Origin of the sequence: Spiribacter sp. SSL99 (assembly GCF_009805925.1) — a bacterium.
Classification (GTDB): domain Bacteria; phylum Pseudomonadota; class Gammaproteobacteria; order Nitrococcales; family Nitrococcaceae; genus Spiribacter; species Spiribacter roseus.
Window position 1 is genome coordinate 208877 of record NZ_MAOM01000011.1, and the last position, 15108, is coordinate 223984.

General features: G+C 66.3%; 15 protein-coding genes. 11 read left to right on the plus strand and 4 right to left on the minus strand.

What is annotated here, in order from left to right:
* Window positions 1-4 precede the first annotated feature (4 nt).
* From BA899_RS02895 to pdxH, 5 genes are read left to right on the plus strand one after another with little or no spacing between them, the layout of a single operon-like run.
* Window positions 5-634, plus strand: coding sequence for a tetratricopeptide repeat protein (locus BA899_RS02895; protein ID WP_159299663.1), 630 nt, complete (start codon window positions 5-7; stop codon window positions 632-634).
* Window positions 631-1785 (plus strand): outer membrane protein assembly factor BamB, encoded by a 1155-nt coding sequence (gene bamB, locus BA899_RS02900; protein WP_200833033.1) that lies wholly within the window; start codon window positions 631-633, stop codon window positions 1783-1785. The genes BA899_RS02895 and bamB overlap by 4 nt, the downstream gene beginning before the upstream one ends.
* A 15-nt stretch (window positions 1786-1800) precedes the next feature.
* Window positions 1801-2457 carry an adenylate kinase gene (adk, locus tag BA899_RS02905; protein WP_159299664.1) on the plus strand — a complete coding sequence of 219 codons (657 nt, stop codon included), beginning with the start codon at window positions 1801-1803 and terminating at the stop codon, window positions 2455-2457.
* 39 nt (window positions 2458-2496) lie between these two features.
* The gene (locus tag BA899_RS02910) at window positions 2497-3810 is read left to right on the plus strand and encodes a nodulation protein NfeD (RefSeq protein ID WP_235013284.1); all 1314 of its coding nucleotides are present in this window, start codon (window positions 2497-2499) and stop codon (window positions 3808-3810) included.
* Complete coding sequence (gene pdxH, locus BA899_RS02915) at window positions 3807-4397, plus strand: pyridoxamine 5'-phosphate oxidase (RefSeq protein ID WP_159299665.1); 591 nt, start codon at window positions 3807-3809, stop codon at window positions 4395-4397. The genes BA899_RS02910 and pdxH overlap by 4 nt, the downstream gene beginning before the upstream one ends.
* Here pdxH and BA899_RS02920 read toward each other — a convergent pair.
* On the minus strand, window positions 4394-5629 hold the full coding sequence (locus BA899_RS02920; RefSeq protein WP_159299666.1) for a hypothetical protein: 1236 nt from the start codon (window positions 5627-5629) through the stop codon (window positions 4394-4396). The two genes, pdxH and BA899_RS02920, sit on opposite strands and share 4 nt — an antisense overlap.
* Before the next feature lie 140 nt (window positions 5630-5769).
* Here BA899_RS02920 and BA899_RS02925 point away from each other — a divergent pair, with 140 nt between their 5' ends.
* The gene (locus BA899_RS02925) at window positions 5770-6081 is read left to right on the plus strand and encodes an H-NS family nucleoid-associated regulatory protein (protein ID WP_110883111.1); all 312 of its coding nucleotides are present in this window, start codon (window positions 5770-5772) and stop codon (window positions 6079-6081) included.
* A gap of 20 nt (window positions 6082-6101) precedes the next feature.
* On the opposite strand, the gene BA899_RS02930 is transcribed toward BA899_RS02925, so the two are convergent.
* From BA899_RS02930 to BA899_RS02940, 3 genes are read right to left on the minus strand one after another with little or no spacing between them, the layout of a single operon-like run.
* Entirely contained in the window at window positions 6102-7451 is a 1350-nt protein-coding gene (locus tag BA899_RS02930) for a nicotinate phosphoribosyltransferase (protein WP_235013285.1), read from the minus strand.
* Window positions 7451-8242 (minus strand): ABC transporter permease, encoded by a 792-nt coding sequence (locus BA899_RS02935; protein ID WP_159299667.1) that lies wholly within the window; start codon window positions 8240-8242, stop codon window positions 7451-7453. The genes BA899_RS02930 and BA899_RS02935 overlap by 1 nt, the downstream gene beginning before the upstream one ends.
* 2 nt (window positions 8243-8244) lie before the next feature.
* Window positions 8245-9183 carry an ABC transporter ATP-binding protein gene (locus BA899_RS02940; protein ID WP_159299668.1) on the minus strand — a complete coding sequence of 313 codons (939 nt, stop codon included), beginning with the start codon at window positions 9181-9183 and terminating at the stop codon, window positions 8245-8247.
* Between the two features lie 205 nt (window positions 9184-9388).
* Here BA899_RS02940 and carA point away from each other — a divergent pair, with 205 nt between their 5' ends.
* Genes carA through BA899_RS02965 form a run of 5 tightly spaced genes read left to right on the plus strand, consistent with a single transcriptional unit; the run spans window position 9389 to window position 15066 of the window.
* Window positions 9389-10549: a glutamine-hydrolyzing carbamoyl-phosphate synthase small subunit gene (gene carA, locus BA899_RS02945; RefSeq protein WP_159299669.1), complete on the plus strand. Its 1161-nt coding sequence runs from the start codon at window positions 9389-9391 to the stop codon at window positions 10547-10549.
* 10 nt (window positions 10550-10559) lie between these two features.
* Window positions 10560-13778 carry a carbamoyl-phosphate synthase large subunit gene (carB, locus tag BA899_RS02950; RefSeq protein ID WP_159299670.1) on the plus strand — a complete coding sequence of 1073 codons (3219 nt, stop codon included), beginning with the start codon at window positions 10560-10562 and terminating at the stop codon, window positions 13776-13778.
* Window positions 13775-14251: a transcription elongation factor GreA gene (greA, locus tag BA899_RS02955; RefSeq protein ID WP_144347688.1), complete on the plus strand. Its 477-nt coding sequence runs from the start codon at window positions 13775-13777 to the stop codon at window positions 14249-14251. Before carB ends, greA begins: the two co-directional genes overlap by 4 nt.
* Complete coding sequence (locus tag BA899_RS02960; RefSeq protein ID WP_144347687.1) at window positions 14223-14453, plus strand: hypothetical protein; 231 nt, start codon at window positions 14223-14225, stop codon at window positions 14451-14453. The genes greA and BA899_RS02960 overlap by 29 nt, the downstream gene beginning before the upstream one ends.
* Complete coding sequence (locus tag BA899_RS02965; protein WP_110883105.1) at window positions 14443-15066, plus strand: RlmE family RNA methyltransferase; 624 nt, start codon at window positions 14443-14445, stop codon at window positions 15064-15066. Before BA899_RS02960 ends, BA899_RS02965 begins: the two co-directional genes overlap by 11 nt.
* The last annotated feature ends 42 nt before the right edge of the window (window positions 15067-15108 follow it).

Below are 15108 nucleotides of genomic sequence, written 5' to 3' on the forward strand. Positions count from 1 at the left end.
AGCCGTGGCATACGACGACGAAGAACAACTCGAGGCAATCCGCGACTGGTGGCACCGCTATGGACGCCTGGTGATCATTGCCGCCATCGCCGTACTGGCGGCCGTACTGGGCTGGCAGCAGTGGACGGCCTGGCAGGAACGTCAGGCGGCGAATGCCTCGGCGGACTATGCCGCCATCCTGCAGGCGCTCAACAGCGATGATCGCGAGGCGGCGGGCAATCGCCTGCGCACACTGCGTGAAGCGCACGCCGACAGCCCCTATGTGGCGATGGCCACCTTTGCGGTGGCGACCGCGGCGATGGACGCCGGCAATCCCGGTCGCGCGGCCGATGCCCTGGGTTGGGTGACCGACCAGCAGGCCGACAGCCCGCTGGCGGTGGTGGCGCGCCTGCGTCAGGCCGAGGCGCTGCGGGTCGAAGGTGACCGGAGCGCCGCGCTGGCGGTGCTCGAGCCGCTGCCCGATGGCCCGCTGCGCGGCCGGTTCCTCGAGCTGCAGGGTGACCTCGAGGTGGCGCAGGGCAACACCGATGCCGCCATCGAGGCCTATCAGCAGGCACTGCAGGCGATCTCCGGGCAGCGCCGCTCGCTGGTGGAGATCAAGCTCTTTGATCTGGGTGGAGCCCCCGCATCATGAAGGCCGGCAACCTCAGGATCATGTTCGCGCTGATGGTCGCCGGCATGCTGGCCGGCTGCGGCGGGCCGTCACTGATCAAGGCGGAGGATCCGCCAGCGCTCGAGACGCCGCCGGGCGAGCCCGCCGTTACCGAACACTGGTCGGTCTCACTGGGCGCTGCCACGCCGCCGGGTTATCGGCTTGAGCCGGCACTGATGGATGAACGGGTCTTTGCCGCGGGCGCCGACGGCACGGTGGCGGCCTACGACGCGGCGAGTGGTGAACGGCGCTGGCGGCAGGACCTGGACGTCGCCATCACCGGCGCCGTCGGCGTGGGCGAGGCCGGTGTCGCGTTGGGCACGGCCAATGCCGAGGTGGTCCTGCTGGATCCCGACAGTGGCGCTGTCAAGTGGCGTCAGCGGGTCAGCAGCGAAGTGCTCGCACCCCCGGCGGTGGGGCAGGGCAGTGTGGTCGTTCGCACCGGCGATGGAGGGGTGTTCGCGCTCGAGGCCGATACGGGTGAGCAGCGATGGCTCTATCGCAGCGGCGTCCCGGCGCTCAGCCTGCGCGGTCATGGCTCGCCGGTACTGGTGAACGGCGGAGTTGTGGTCGGTTTCGATAACGGCCGCCTCGCAGCGCTGGAGCTGGGCAACGGCGACGTCGCCTGGGAGGCCAGTGTCGCGGTGCCGGAGGGGCGCAGCGATCTCGAGCGCATGGTCGATCTGGACGCCGATCCGGCGGTGGCCGGCGGTGACGTGTTCGCGGGCGCTTACCAGGGGCGTGTGGCCGGGATCGCGCTCGCCAACGGACAGATTGCCTGGACCCGGGAGGTCTCGGTGCTCGGTGGCATCAGTGTTGATGACAGCAATGTCTATGTGACCGACGAGCGCGGTCGGCTGTGGGCATTCGACCGCCGCAATGGCGCTTCGGTGTGGCGCCTTGACGCCCTCGAGGGGCTCTCCCTCACCGCGCCGCGTCGGTATCGCGATGGCCTGATCGTGGCCGGCAGTGACGGTTACCTGAACTGGATCGGGCTCCGGGATGGGGCCCTTGAAGCGCGTTATGCCTTCGATAATTCGCGGCTTTCCGTGGCGCCCCGGGTGGATGGCGAGCGGATTGTCGTGCTGGATCGCCGGGGTCAGCTCCGCTCGATCAGCGTCAATCAACAATAAGGCGAGGAGAGCACCATGAGGATGATTCTGCTCGGCCCCCCCGGGGCCGGTAAGGGCACGCAGGCGGCGGGGCTGTGCGAAGCCTACGGGATTCCGCAGATTTCCACCGGCGATATGCTGCGGGCCGCCGTCAAGGCGGGCACCGAGCTGGGTGTACAGGCCAAGGCGGTCATGGATGCCGGCGAGCTGGTTTCCGACGACATCATCATCGGGCTGGTCCGCGAGCGGATCGCCGAGCCGGACTGTGCCAACGGATTTCTGTTTGACGGCTTCCCCCGCACCATTGCCCAGGCCGATGCCCTGAGCGATGCCGGCATCGCCATCGATGCGGTGGTCGAAATCCGGGTCGATGACGAGTCCATCGTCTCGCGCATGGTCGGCCGTCGGTGTCATCCCGGATCAGGCCGCGTCTATCACGTCGACAATGCGCCCCCGGCCACGGTAGGCCAGGATGATGTGACCGGTGAACCGCTGGTGCAGCGCGAGGATGATCAGCCCGCGACCGTGCGTCAGCGCCTGGCGGTCTATCACGAGCAGACCCGCCCGCTGGTGGACTACTACCAGTCCTGGGCGCAGTCCGGCGATGCGGCCGCGCCGCGCTACGTCTGCGTTGAGGGCGAGGGCGAAATCGATGCCGTGCGCCAGCGGATCATCGACGCCCTCGCGGACTGAGCCGGGAACCGGTGCGCGCATCATGCGTTCTGACCATGCATGATGCGTGCGCTGCTCCTTGTCCTGCTATTGACCCTCGCCAATTCGGCGGCGGGGGAGTCCGTCCACCGTCTCAGCATTGAGGGCAGCATCGGGCCCGCCACGGCGCAGTATGTGGCCGATGGCATCGAGGACGCCCGCGAGGATTCCGCCGTCGCCGTACTGCTGAGCATCGACACTCCGGGCGGCCTTGACTCCGCGATGCGCGACATTGTCCAGGCCATTCTCGACTCGCCGGTCCCGGTCCTCGGCTATGTCGCCCCCTCGGGGGCCCGCGCCGCGAGTGCCGGCACGTATATCCTCTACGCAACGCATTGGGCGGCCATGGCCCCGGGCACCAACCTTGGCGCCGCGACCCCCGTGCAGGTGGGCCCCGGCGGTGGATCCGGGGACAGTGCCGAAGACGATGCCTCAACCATGGAGCGCAAACGCATCAACGATGCGGTGGCGTACATCCGCTCGCTGGCGGAGCTGCGGGGGCGCAACGCCGACTGGGCGGAACGGGCGGTGCGCGAATCCGTCAGCCTGTCGGCACGCCGCGCATTGGCGGACAACGTCATCAACCAGGTCGCCGCCGAGCCACGCGCCGTCCTGGCCGCCGTGGATGGGCGGCGCTTGATGGACAGCGCCGACGCCACGCCCCTCGAGGTCGCCGAGCGCCGCATCGAGGAACGCCCGCCGGAGTGGTCGGATGAGTTCCTCGCCGTGATCACGCACCCTAATGTGGCCTACATCCTGTTGCTGGTCGGGCTCTACGGGCTGATCTTCGAACTCGCCAACCCCGGGGCCATTGTGCCCGGGGTGATTGGCGGGACCTCGCTGCTGCTGGGGCTGTTCGCGATTCAGCTGCTGCCGGTGAACTACGCCGGTCTCGCCCTGATCGTGCTGGGCGTCGCCTTCATGGTGGGCGAGGCGCTTGTGCCGTCGTTCGGCGCCCTGGGTGTGGGTGGTGTGCTGGCCTTCGGGCTGGGGTCGGTGCTGTTGTTCGACATGCAGGGCCCCGGCTATGAGCTCTCGCTGCTGCTGGTCGCCGGTGTCACCGCCGCCAGTCTGGTCATCTTCATGGGCACCGGCTGGCTGGCGCTGCGGGCGTTCCGGCGGCGTGGCGTGGCGGGTCGGGCGCATATGCAGGGCCTGACGGGCACGGTGACCGCCACTCAGCCGCAGCTGCGGGTCTGGGTTGAGGGTGAGCGCTGGCGGGCCGTCTGCGACCAACCGCTCGCAGTCGGTGATAGGGTCCGCGTGACAGCGGTGAACGGGCTTACCGTCACGGTCGAGCCCACGGAACAGACACCCGGGAGGGGGATGCAATGACACTCTATGAGACCGCCATCGAGCGCTTCGGCGAATGGCTGGAAACCGCCCGTGAGGCCGAGGGCGTGATCGAGCCTACGGCGATGACGCTGGCGACGGCCCGCGCCGATGGCCAGCCCGGTGTGCGCACGGTGCTGCTCAAGCATTTCGATGGCGATGGGTTCGTTTTCTACACCAACACCCTCAGCAAAAAGGGCACTCAGCTGGCGGAGAACCCGCAGGTGGCGCTGAATTTCTTCTGGGCGCCCCTCGCGCGGCAGGTCATCGTTGAGGGCCATGTGGAGTTTGTGAGCGACGCTGAGGCCGATGCCTATTTCGCCAGCCGTCCGCGGCTGAGCCAGCTGGGGGCCTGGGCCTCGCATCAGTCACAGGTGCTCACCGACCGTGACGAGTTCGAGGCCCGCCTCGCGGAGGTCGAGGCGCGGTTTGCCGACGCGCCGGTGACGCGCCCCCCGCACTGGACCGGCTACCGCGTCCGTCCCGCCATGCTCGAGTTCTGGCAGGGCCGCGACGGCCGGCTCCATGACCGCGAGCGCTACACCCGCGGTGACGACGGGGAGTGGACCTGGACCCTGCTCAACCCCTAGGCATTGCCCCGGGTCTCGAGCCACGGCTGGAGCGCGGCTGGATGCCCGGCGGCGACGATATGCCCGGGCCGCTCCAGCCGCCATTGGGCTCCCAGCGCCTCGGCACGGGCCTGCCAGTGACCGATCACCGCCTGCATCCCCGCGGGCATGACCGGGTAGTCATGGACCAGGCTGAGCAGCTCGCCGTCGGCCGCCTGGATGAGCGCGGTATAGGCGATGGGCCCCAGCTGTGGGTCGGCCTGCTCGGTGAGGGTCACGATCGCCGCCCGTTCCGCCGTCGGGTCCTCGGTGATGATCTCGCGATACCAGGGTTGCTGTGGGTCGATGACATGCGCCTGGGCCACCGACAGGGCGACCTCGGGGTCCGCCGAGGCCACCCCTTTGCTGGGGGCCACGGCATGCACGGCGATTCCGTGGCTTTCAAGGCCGGATAGATACTGGCGTTGCTGGCGCACCCAATCACCGTAGCCGCGGATCGCCTCCTCAGCGCTCGCTTCGTGATGCGCCGCCCAGGCATCAAGGCTCTGCCACGGTGTCCAGACATCGCCGCCCGTGCCCAGAAATCGATTGCCACTTTCCAATTGGCAGTCTTCGATGCTGTCCGGGCGATACAGGGCGGCCTCGATCAATCGCCATAGATCACCGAATTGAGCATGCTCGAGCTGCACTTTCATGAGCGCCGAAAGATCGTGAAAGGTGGCATAACTCAGATTGACGGGGTCAACGCCCATCAGCTGACGAACGGCCCGATCCGTGGCCAGTCCCGCGCGGCCTTTTTCCAGTAGCACGTTTTCGAGTTTACGGCGTAACGGATCGAGCTGTTCACCCGGTGCAACCAGGGCAAAGGGAATCGCCAGCAACGGCCCCGAGCCCGGGCGGCGTAGCGGTGCGATCGCCGATTCGGGAAAACGTCCGGCATTGCTCCCCAGCGCCAGCAATTGCGGAATGAATGGCCCGCCGCGCAGACTGCCGCGGTAGACGTCGAGCAGCGCCTCGACCATGGGGAGGCCCGGGCGCAGCAGCTCGGTGAGGTCGTAAAGCGCGGCCGGCATGACAAAACCGGACTCGGCAATGTCCTCGCCGACAATGCGCCGCAGATCATCGGCGATCGGGGCGGCCAGCACTTCGGCGTTATCGCGGCTCAGCGCTTCGGGCGGACGCCGGCGCATGATCTGTTGGGGATCGAGTTCAACGGTGAGAACAGCGGGGGTCGCGGAAAGGGCGGACGGCATTCCTGCCTCCCTTTAATGTGAAAACTGCAAGTCTATCATTCGCCGGGCAGAATCGATGCATTGACGGGGCTGTTTTCAAATCCGGAATGGATTATATTGTGCGGTGCTATCAACATCCAACCAATCCAGATGGGGAATACATGGATCTTTCAAACTACACCACCGAGCAGTTGAACCAGCTGAAAAAGGATATCGACGTCGAAATCCAGAGCCGGCGCAAGGAAGACGCGAAAAAGGCCCAGCAGGAAATGAAGCAGGTCGCCGAGCGCTACGGCTTTACGCTCAATGATCTGGTCAGTGGGCAGCCGGCCAAGACCCGTGCCAAGGGCAAGGTGCGGTTCCAGCATCCCTCCGACGCCGGCAAGACCTGGTCGGGTCGCGGCCGCAAGCCGGTCTGGATCAAGGAGTGGGAGGCCGAAGGCCGCTCGCTCGACGAACTGCGCGTCGACTGACCGGCGAGCGCCCTCGAGCCCTAGCGCTCGGGGGCGGTCTGCGTGAGCAGCTGCTCCAGCTCCGCTGACAGCGTCACGGGATACTCAGCGGGCTCGCGCAGCGCCCGGACGCCCTCAGGCAGGGCATGGAGCTGGGTCTGACAGCGTTCGCGGGCATCGGCCAGCGAACCATCGCCGGCCGGCAGCCGCCGGCCGTCTTCCATCACCGTCTCGAGCAGGCCCGTGGCGGCGTCGGTGCTTTCCATCAGACCGAGGGTATCGCCCTGCATCATGCCGGCGCCGTCATAGTGCCGGTGGATCTGTTTGCGCCCGGGTAGATCGGTCTTGCCCGAGGAGTGCTTGCTGCGCGGCTTGCCCCGAAAGTAGTGGAGCTTGTACGCCGAATCCAGGAAGGGCTGATCGGCCGAGGTGTTGACGTTGGAGCCCACGCCCACCCCGTCAATCGGCGCACCGTCCGCGAGCAGGGTTTCGAGGCGGTATTCGTCGAGCCCGCCGCTCACCAGGATCCGGGTGTCCTGCAGGCCGCCTTCATCGAGGATCTGCCGGGTCATGCGGGCGTTGGCGGTCAGGTCACCACTGTCGATGCGCACGCCCTTGACCGGGATCGAGTCCTGCGCCAGGCGGTGGGCCACTTCCACCACCCGCTCGGCGCCGCGGCGGACATCATGGGTGTCGATCAGCAACACGACGTTGTCCGGGTGATTGCGCGCAAAGCGCTCGAACGCCTCGACCTCGCTGTCGTGGGCAAGGACGAAGGCGTGCGCCATGGTGCCGGTGGGCGGGATGCCGTAGCGCGCACTGCCGAGGCAGGTGGCCGTTGCCTCGAATCCCGCCATATAGCAGGCCCGCGACGCCCAGGTACCGGCCTCGCCGCCATGGGCGCGACGCATGCCGAAGTCGATCACCGGCGTGTCCCCCGCCACCAGCCGACAGCGCGCCGCCTTGGAGGCGATCAGTGTCTGGTAGTGGAGAATATTCATCAGCCGCGACTCGATCAGCTGGGCCTCCGGCAGGGGGGCGACGATCTGCAGCAGCGGCTCTTCGGCAAAGAACACGGTCCCCTCGGGCAGGGCGTTGACCCGGCCGCTGAACCGGAACCCCGCCATGGTCTCGATGAAGGCGTCGGAGAAAAGCCCCGAGCTGCGCATCCATTCGAGCTCCGCGTCGCCGAAGGCCAGGGTCTCGAGCCACTCCAGTCCCTGGTCAAGCCCGGCCGCCACGAAAAAGCCGCGGTGGCTCGACCGCCGCATGAACAGCTCGAACACCGCTTCCTCGGTCATTCCATGCGCATAGTAGGTCTGCAGCATGGTCAGTTCGTAGAGATCGGTGAGAAGCGGCGTGCGCTCCAGATCCAGGGTCGGGCCCGCCATCAGGTGCGCAGGCCCGTGCCGCGATTGAGCAGCCAGAGGCTGAGTGCCGTCCCCGCGGTGATGAATCCGAGGATGAGGGCGTAGGCGATGGCGATGGGTACGTCGGAGCTGCCCAGGACGCCGTAGCGGAACGCATTGACCATGAAGAAGATCGGGTTGATCAGCGATACATGCTGCCAGAACTCCGGCAGCAGCGAGATCGAATAGAACACGCCACCCAGGTAGGTCAACGGCGTGAGGACGAACGTCGGCACGATCGAGATATCGTCGAATTTCTTCGCGAAGACGCCATTGATGAACCCGCCCAGCGAGAAGAGCACGGCGGTGAGGAAAACCACCGAGATCGTCACCGGGAGGTTATGGATATTCAGATCGGCAAAGAAGCTCGCGATGATCGTGACGATCAGCCCCGTGCATAACCCACGTCCGACGCCGCCGGCGACATAGCCGGCCAGGATGACGTAATTGGGGGTGGGCGAGACCAGCAGCTCTTCGATATGCCGCTGGAACTTGGCGCCGAAAAACGACGTGGCCACATTGCTGTAGGAGTTGGTGATCACCGCCATCATGATGATCCCGGGGGCGATGAACTCCATGAAGCTGTATCCCTCCATGGGGCCGACCCGCGAGCCGATCAGGCCGCCAAAGATCACGAAATACAGCGTCATGGTGATGGCCGGCGGCACCAGGGTCTGCACCCAGATCCGCATGTAGCGTTGGGTTTCCTTGCCGGCCAGGGTCTGCAGCGCCGTCAGTGTCTGGCGGGGATACGCGGGATAGAGTCCGGCCATGATCAAGCAGTCTCCGACTGGGGTTCAGCGTTGCCGGTGCCGAGCATGCGAACGAACAGCTCTTCGAGCCGGTTGGACTTGTTTTTCATGCTGGTCACTTCAACCCCGGCGGCGTTGAGCGCGCTGAACAGTTCCGTGAGCGTCTGCTCGCCACGCACTTCGACTTCGATGGTGCGCTCATCGAGCGGCAGCACGCCGAAATCCGGAAGTGCGGGAAGCGAGTTGACGGGTGTCGTCACATCAAGGACAAAACTCTGGGATTTGAGTTTCGTCAGCAGCGATCGCACGTCGGTGTCCTCGACGATCCGCCCGCCATCAATGATCCCGATGCCCCGGCAGAGGGATTCCGCTTCCTCGAGGTAATGCGTGGTCAGGATGATGGTGGTGCCGCGCTCGTTCATACGCCGCAGGAAGTCCCACATCGAGCGTCGCAGCTCGATGTCCACGCCGGCCGTGGGTTCGTCGAGAATCAGCAGCCGCGGTTCATGCACCAGGGCGCGGGCAATCATCAGGCGGCGTTTCATGCCCCCGGACAGCTGCCGCGACGCGGCGTCACGCTTGCCCCACAGGTCGAGCTCGCGCAGATACTTCTCCGCCCGCTCCCGGGCGGTCGTCCGGTCGATGCCGTAGAAGCCCGCCTGGTTGGTGACGATCTGGGCGACGGTCTCGAACTGATTGAAGTTGAATTCCTGGGGCACCAGGCCGATGTTGGATTTGGCCTGCCACGGATCCTTGAGGATGTCGTGCCCGAACACCTCGACGCTGCCCGAGGTGGGGCGCACCAGTGAGGCCACGGTGCCGATGATCGTGGTCTTGCCGGCGCCGTTCGGCCCGAGCAGGCCATAGAAGTCGCCGGGACGGACCTCGAGGTTTATGTCGCGAAGGGCCGTGACGCCGCCAGGATACGTCTTGTTCAACTGACGAAGAGAGAGCGCGTTCATGCTGAATTGGACCGGATTGGTGGACCGCGGAATCGCGGTGGAAAGACGCCAAGGCTAGCCCCTTTCGCGCCGCCGGTGCAAGCAATGGGGACGGTGCCGTGATTGGACAGTCAAGCCGCCGACGGCGTAAACTCCGGCGCTGAAACAGTGGACGGGAGGGCTTCCGCGGAACCCTCCCGTTTTTGCGAGCAGACGGGGTACAGGCGTGACTCAATTGGCGATTCTGGGGCTGGAAGACGGCTCGATTTTCAGGGGGACGGCACTGGGTGCCAGCGGCCAGACGGCCGGCGAGGTCTGCTTCAACACGGCAATGACCGGTTACCAGGAAATCTGCACCGATCCGTCCTACTACGGGCAGATGGTGACGCTGACCTATCCCCACATCGGCAACACCGGCGCCACGCCGCTGGATGAAGAGTCCGTGGGCCCGCAGCTCGCGGGGCTGATCATCCGTGACGCGCCGGTGCGCCTGAGCAACTGGCGCTCGCGCATGCCACTGCCGGACTACCTCGCCGAACACGGCGTTGTCGGGATCTGTGACATCGACACCCGGCGGTTGACCCGGCTGCTGCGCGAAAAGGGCGCCCAGAACGGCTGCATCATTGCCGGTGACGCCGCTGATCCAGCCGCCGCCGTCGCCGCGGCCCGGGCCCACCCGCCACTGACCGGCCGCGATCTGGTGCGCTCGGTGACCACGACCGAAGCCTATTCGTGGCGGCTGGGCAGCTGGTCGCTGGCGCGGGGCGAGCGCGAGGGCGATGCGGTGGCCGACGCCGATCTGCCCTGGCACGTCGTGGCCTATGATTTCGGCATCAAGCGCAACATCCTGCGGCGTCTGGTGGACAGCGGCTGCCGGGTCACGGTGGTGCCCGCCGATACGCCGGCCGAGACGGTACTGGCCGATGCCCCGGACGGCGTTTTCCTGTCCAACGGGCCGGGGGATCCCGAGCCGCTCGATTACGCCATCGAGGCAACCCGCCAGTTCCTTGCCGCCGGCATGCCGGTGTTCGGTATCTGTCTGGGTCATCAGCTGCTGGGCCTGGCCGCCGGCGCCGGCAGCGTGAAGATGAAGTTCGGCCATCACGGCGCCAACCATCCGGTGGTGGATGCCGACACGCAGCGCGTCATGATCTCCAGCCAGAACCACGGGTTTGCCGTGGACGCTGACTCGCTGCCGGACAACGTGCGGGTGATCAACCGCTCGCTGTTCGACGGCACGCTGCAGGGCATTGAGCTGACCGATACGCCCGCCTTCAGCTTCCAGGGCCATCCCGAAGCCAGCCCCGGCCCCCATGACGTGTCCCCGCTCTTTGCCCGCTTCGTCGATTTGATGGCCGCCCGGCAGGCGGCCCGTACCACCAGGTAGACATCCCCCTATGCCCAAGCGTACCGACCTCCAAAGCATCCTGATCATCGGGGCCGGGCCGATCGTCATCGGCCAAGCCTGCGAATTCGATTACTCCGGCGCCCAGGCCTGCAAGGCCCTGCGCGAGGAGGGCTATCGCGTCATTCTGGTCAACTCGAATCCGGCGACCATCATGACCGACCCGGAAATGGCCGATGCCGTGTACATCGAGCCCATTCAGCCCGAGGTGGTGGCCAGCATCATCCGGCGGGAACGCCCGGATGCGGTGCTGCCCACCATGGGCGGGCAGACGGCATTGAACTGCGCGCTCGAGCTGGACCGCCGCGGTGTGCTTGAGGAATACGGCGTCGAGATGATCGGCGCCACCAAGTCCGCGATCGACAAGGCCGAGGACCGCGAGGCGTTCCGTCAGGCCATGGCGCGGATCAATCTCGAGACACCGACCGCGCGCATCGCCCAGTCCATGGACGAAGCCCACGAGGCGCAGCGTGCCATCGGGTTTCCCACCATCATCCGGCCGTCCTTCACCCTCGGCGGCAGTGGCGGCGGCATCGCCTACAACGCTCAGGAATTCGCCGAGATCTGCGAGCGCGGGCTGGATCTGTCGCCCACCAATGAACTGCTCATCGAGGAGTCGGTGCTGGGCTGGAAAGAATTTGAAATGGAGGTTGTTCGCGATCACAGCGACAACGCCATCATCATCTGTGCCATCGAAAACCTCGACCCGATGGGCGTGCACACCGGTGACTCGATCACCGTGGCGCCGGCGCAGACGCTGACCGACAAGGAATACCAGATCATGCGCGACGCCTCGCTGGCGGTGCTGCGCGAGATCGGTGTCGAGACCGGCGGCTCCAACGTGCAGTTCGCGGTCAACCCCGACGACGGGCGTCTCGTGGTCATCGAAATGAACCCCCGGGTATCACGCTCCTCGGCACTCGCCTCCAAGGCGACGGGCTTTCCCATCGCCAAGGTGGCGGCCAAGCTTGCGGTGGGCTACTCGCTGGATGAGCTGCGCAACGAGATCACCGGCGGGCGGACGCCGGCATCGTTCGAGCCCAGCATCGACTATGTCGTGACCAAGATCCCGCGCTTTACCTTCGAGAAGTTCATGCGCACCAAGCCCGTGCTCACCACGCAGATGAAGTCGGTGGGCGAGGTCATGGCCATGGGGCGGAATTTCCAGGAATCGCTGCAGAAAGCCCTGCGCGGGCTCGAAAACGGTCTGGAGGGCCTCGACCCACGGGTGGTACCCAGTGACACGGCGCTCGACCGGGTGGTCCAGGAAGTGCGCCAGCCGGGCCCGGAGCGCTTGCTGTGGGTGGCGGATGGTTTCCGGGCCGGCCTGAGTCTCGAGCAGCTGTTCGAGCACACCTGGATCGATCCGTGGTTCCTGGCCCAGGTGGGTGATCTGATCGAACGCGAGACAGCGCTTGCCGCCACCGATCTGCAGCGGCTCGACGCCGACGCCCTGCGGCGGCTCAAGCGCAGCGGCTTCTCGGATGCCCGCCTCGCCCGTGTGCTGGGTGTCACCGAGGCCGAGGTCCGCGCCCGCCGCCACGCAATGGGTGTGCGGCCGGTGTACAAGCGCGTCGACTCCTGCGCCGCGGAGTTCGCCACCGCGACCGCTTATCTCTACTCAAGCTACGATGAAGAGGACGAGGCCGAGCCGAGCGATCGCGAGAAGATCATGATCCTGGGCGGCGGGCCCAACCGCATCGGTCAGGGCATCGAGTTCGACTACTGCTGCGTTCACGCGGCACTGGCCCTGCGCGAGGACGGCTACGAGACCATCATGGTCAACTGCAACCCGGAGACCGTCTCCACCGACTACGACACCTCGGACCGGCTGTACTTCGAGCCGCTGACCCTCGAGGACGTGCTCGAGGTCGTCGAGGTCGAGAAACCCGCCGGTATCGTCATCCAGTACGGTGGCCAGACGCCCCTCAAGCTGGCCCGCGATCTCGAGGCCTGTGGCGCGCCCATCATCGGGACCACGCCCAACTGCATCGATCTGGCCGAGGATCGCGAGCGCTTCCAGGGCCTGATCAACGAGGCCGGGCTGCAGCAGCCGCCCAACCGCACCGCGAGCAGTGCCGACGAGGCCTTCCGGCTGGCCGAAGAGATCGGCTATCCGCTGGTCGTGCGGCCGTCCTATGTGCTGGGCGGTCGGGCGATGGAGATCGTCTACCAGGAATCCGAGCTCGCCCAGTACATGAACGAGGCGGTCCGGGTCTCCAATGAATCCCCCGTGCTCCTCGACCGCTTCCTCGATGACGCCGTGGAGGTGGACGTTGATGCCATCTGCGACGGCGAGGATGTCCTGATCGGCGGGGTGATGGAGCATATCGAGCAGGCCGGCGTGCATTCCGGCGACTCGGCCTGCTCGCTGCCGCCCTACAGCCTGGCCCCCCAGGTGGTGGACCGGCTCCGCGAGCAGATGCGGGCCATGGCGCTGCGGCTGAACGTGGTCGGCCTGATGAACGCCCAGTTCGCCATCAAGGGCGACGAGGTGTTCGTGCTCGAGGTCAACCCGCGGGCGTCCCGCACGGTGCCGTTCGTCTCCAAGGCCACCGGCCTGCCCCTGGCGAAGATCGCCGCGCGCTGCATGGTGGGCCAGAGCCTGGCCGATCAGGGCTGCACCCGCGAGCGGATCCCGCCGATCTACTCGGTCAAGGAGGCGGTCTTCCCGTTCATCAAGTTCCCCGGTGTCGACCCCATCCTGGGCCCGGAGATGAAGTCCACCGGCGAGGTCATGGGAATCGGCCCGGTCTTTGGCGAGGCCTATGCCAAGTCCCAGCATGCCGCCGGGGTGGAGCTGCCGCGCAGCGGCCGGGTGTTCATCAGTGTCCGGGACGCCGACAAGCCGGTGATCGCGCCGATCGCCCGGGACCTGGTGCGCAAGGGCTTCGAGCTGGTCGCCACCCGCGGGACCGGTGATGTCCTCGAGCAGGCCGGCATTGCCTGTGAGCGCATCAACAAGGTCGCCGAAGGACGCCCGCATATCGTCGATGCGATCAAGAACGGCGGGATTCAGCTGATCATCAACACCACCGAAGGCCGGCAGGCGATCGCCGATTCGTTCTCGATCCGTCGGGAGGCGCTGCAGCACAAGGTGTGCTACACCACCACCATTGCCGGTGCCCGGGCGACCGGCCAGGCCTTGGGGTATCTTGAATCCGATGACGTGCGTTCACTCCAGGATCTGCACAGGGAGGCCAGAGCATGAGTAAGACACCGCTCACCGTGCGCGGTGCCGAGCAGCTTCGTGACGAGCTCAACCGGCTCAAGACCGAGGACCGTCCGCGGGTGATCAACGCCATCGCCGAGGCGCGGGCCCATGGCGATCTCAAGGAAAACGCCGAGTATCATGCCGCCCGCGAGCAGCAGGGCTTCATTGAGGGGCGGATCGCTGAGATCGAGTCCAAGCTCGCCAATGCACAGGTCATCGACGTGACCACGCTGCCGGCCAACGGCAAGGTCGTGTTCGGCGTCACCGTGGTGCTGGCCGACGAGGAGGATGGCACGGAGAAGACCTATCAGATCGTTGGCGAGGACGAGGCGGATATCAAGAACGGCCGCATTTCGGTGCAGTCACCCATCGCCCGCGCGCTGATCGGCAAGGAAGAGGGCGATGTCGTCGACGTCCAGACACCCGGAGGCCACCGAGGCTATGAAATCGTCGAGGTCCGATACGAGTAACCGCCTGTCGCGGCTCGACGCCATCAAGCTCGAGCTCGCCGTGGTGGTGGGTCTGCTGGTGGGGGTGCTGATCGTGATCTGGCGGGTCGACATGAGTCACTGGGCCGATCTGGCACTGCTGGCACTGAGTGGTTTCGGCGCCGGCGGCTGGATCGCCTGGCGCACCCGGGGCGTACTGCGGGACCACCAGCGTGGCGCGTAGCAGCGGCAGTCGGCGCTGGCTCGACGAGCACTTCAACGACCCCTACGTCCGCGAGGCCCAGCGCCGGGGCCTGCGCTCCCGGGCCGCTTTCAAGCTCGAGGAGATCGACCAGCGGGATCAGCTCCTCAAGCCACGCCAGTGCGTGGTCGACCTGGGAGCGGCGCCGGGGGGATGGAGCGAATACGCCGCCCACCGCGTGGGGGCGAGCGGCTGCGTGATCGCCGTTGACCGGCTCGAGATGACGCCGCCACCGGGGGTGACCTTCGTCCATGACGACTTCGACACCGATGCCGGACTCGCCGCGGTGGATACGGCACTCGCCGGTCGGTCGGTCGACCTTGTACTCTCGGACATGGCCCCCAATTTCGCCGGTCAGAAGGCGATTGATCAGCCGGCGGCCATGCGGCTCGCCGAGCTGGCCCTCGACTTCTGTGACGATCGGCTGAAACCTGAGGGTGGGCTGCTGGTCAAAACATTTCAGGGACAGGGCTTTGATGAACTGCTCCAGGCGATGCGCCAAGCATTCCGCCGGGTTCAGAGCCGCAAACCCCCGGCCTCACGCGGCCGGAGCCGAGAAGTCTATCTGCTGGCCCGTGGCTTTCGGGCAGTGTAGGCTGCCGAATTATTCGATTTGTAGAGGTGAGCCGTCTTGAAC

Excerpts from the sequence above, each read along its gene's own strand:
- bamB (WP_200833033.1), top strand. The coding sequence starts at position 631 with ATGAAGGCCGGCAACCTCAGGATCATGTTCGCGCTGATGGTCGCCGGC.
- adk (WP_159299664.1), top strand. The coding sequence starts at position 1,801 with ATGAGGATGATTCTGCTCGGCCCCCCCGGGGCCGGTAAGGGCACGCAG.
- BA899_RS02910 (WP_235013284.1), top strand. The coding sequence starts at position 2,497 with ATGATGCGTGCGCTGCTCCTTGTCCTGCTATTGACCCTCGCCAATTCG.
- pdxH (WP_159299665.1), top strand. The coding sequence starts at position 3,807 with ATGACACTCTATGAGACCGCCATCGAGCGCTTCGGCGAATGGCTGGAA.
- BA899_RS02920 (WP_159299666.1), bottom strand. The coding sequence starts at position 5,629 with ATGCCGTCCGCCCTTTCCGCGACCCCCGCTGTTCTCACCGTTGAACTC.
- BA899_RS02925 (WP_110883111.1), top strand. The coding sequence starts at position 5,770 with ATGGATCTTTCAAACTACACCACCGAGCAGTTGAACCAGCTGAAAAAG.
- BA899_RS02930 (WP_235013285.1), bottom strand. The coding sequence starts at position 7,451 with ATGGCGGGCCCGACCCTGGATCTGGAGCGCACGCCGCTTCTCACCGAT.
- BA899_RS02935 (WP_159299667.1), bottom strand. The coding sequence starts at position 8,242 with ATGGCCGGACTCTATCCCGCGTATCCCCGCCAGACACTGACGGCGCTG.
- BA899_RS02940 (WP_159299668.1), bottom strand. The coding sequence starts at position 9,183 with ATGAACGCGCTCTCTCTTCGTCAGTTGAACAAGACGTATCCTGGCGGC.
- carB (WP_159299670.1), top strand. The coding sequence starts at position 10,560 with ATGCCCAAGCGTACCGACCTCCAAAGCATCCTGATCATCGGGGCCGGG.
- greA (WP_144347688.1), top strand. The coding sequence starts at position 13,775 with ATGAGTAAGACACCGCTCACCGTGCGCGGTGCCGAGCAGCTTCGTGAC.
- BA899_RS02960 (WP_144347687.1), top strand. The coding sequence starts at position 14,223 with ATGAAATCGTCGAGGTCCGATACGAGTAACCGCCTGTCGCGGCTCGAC.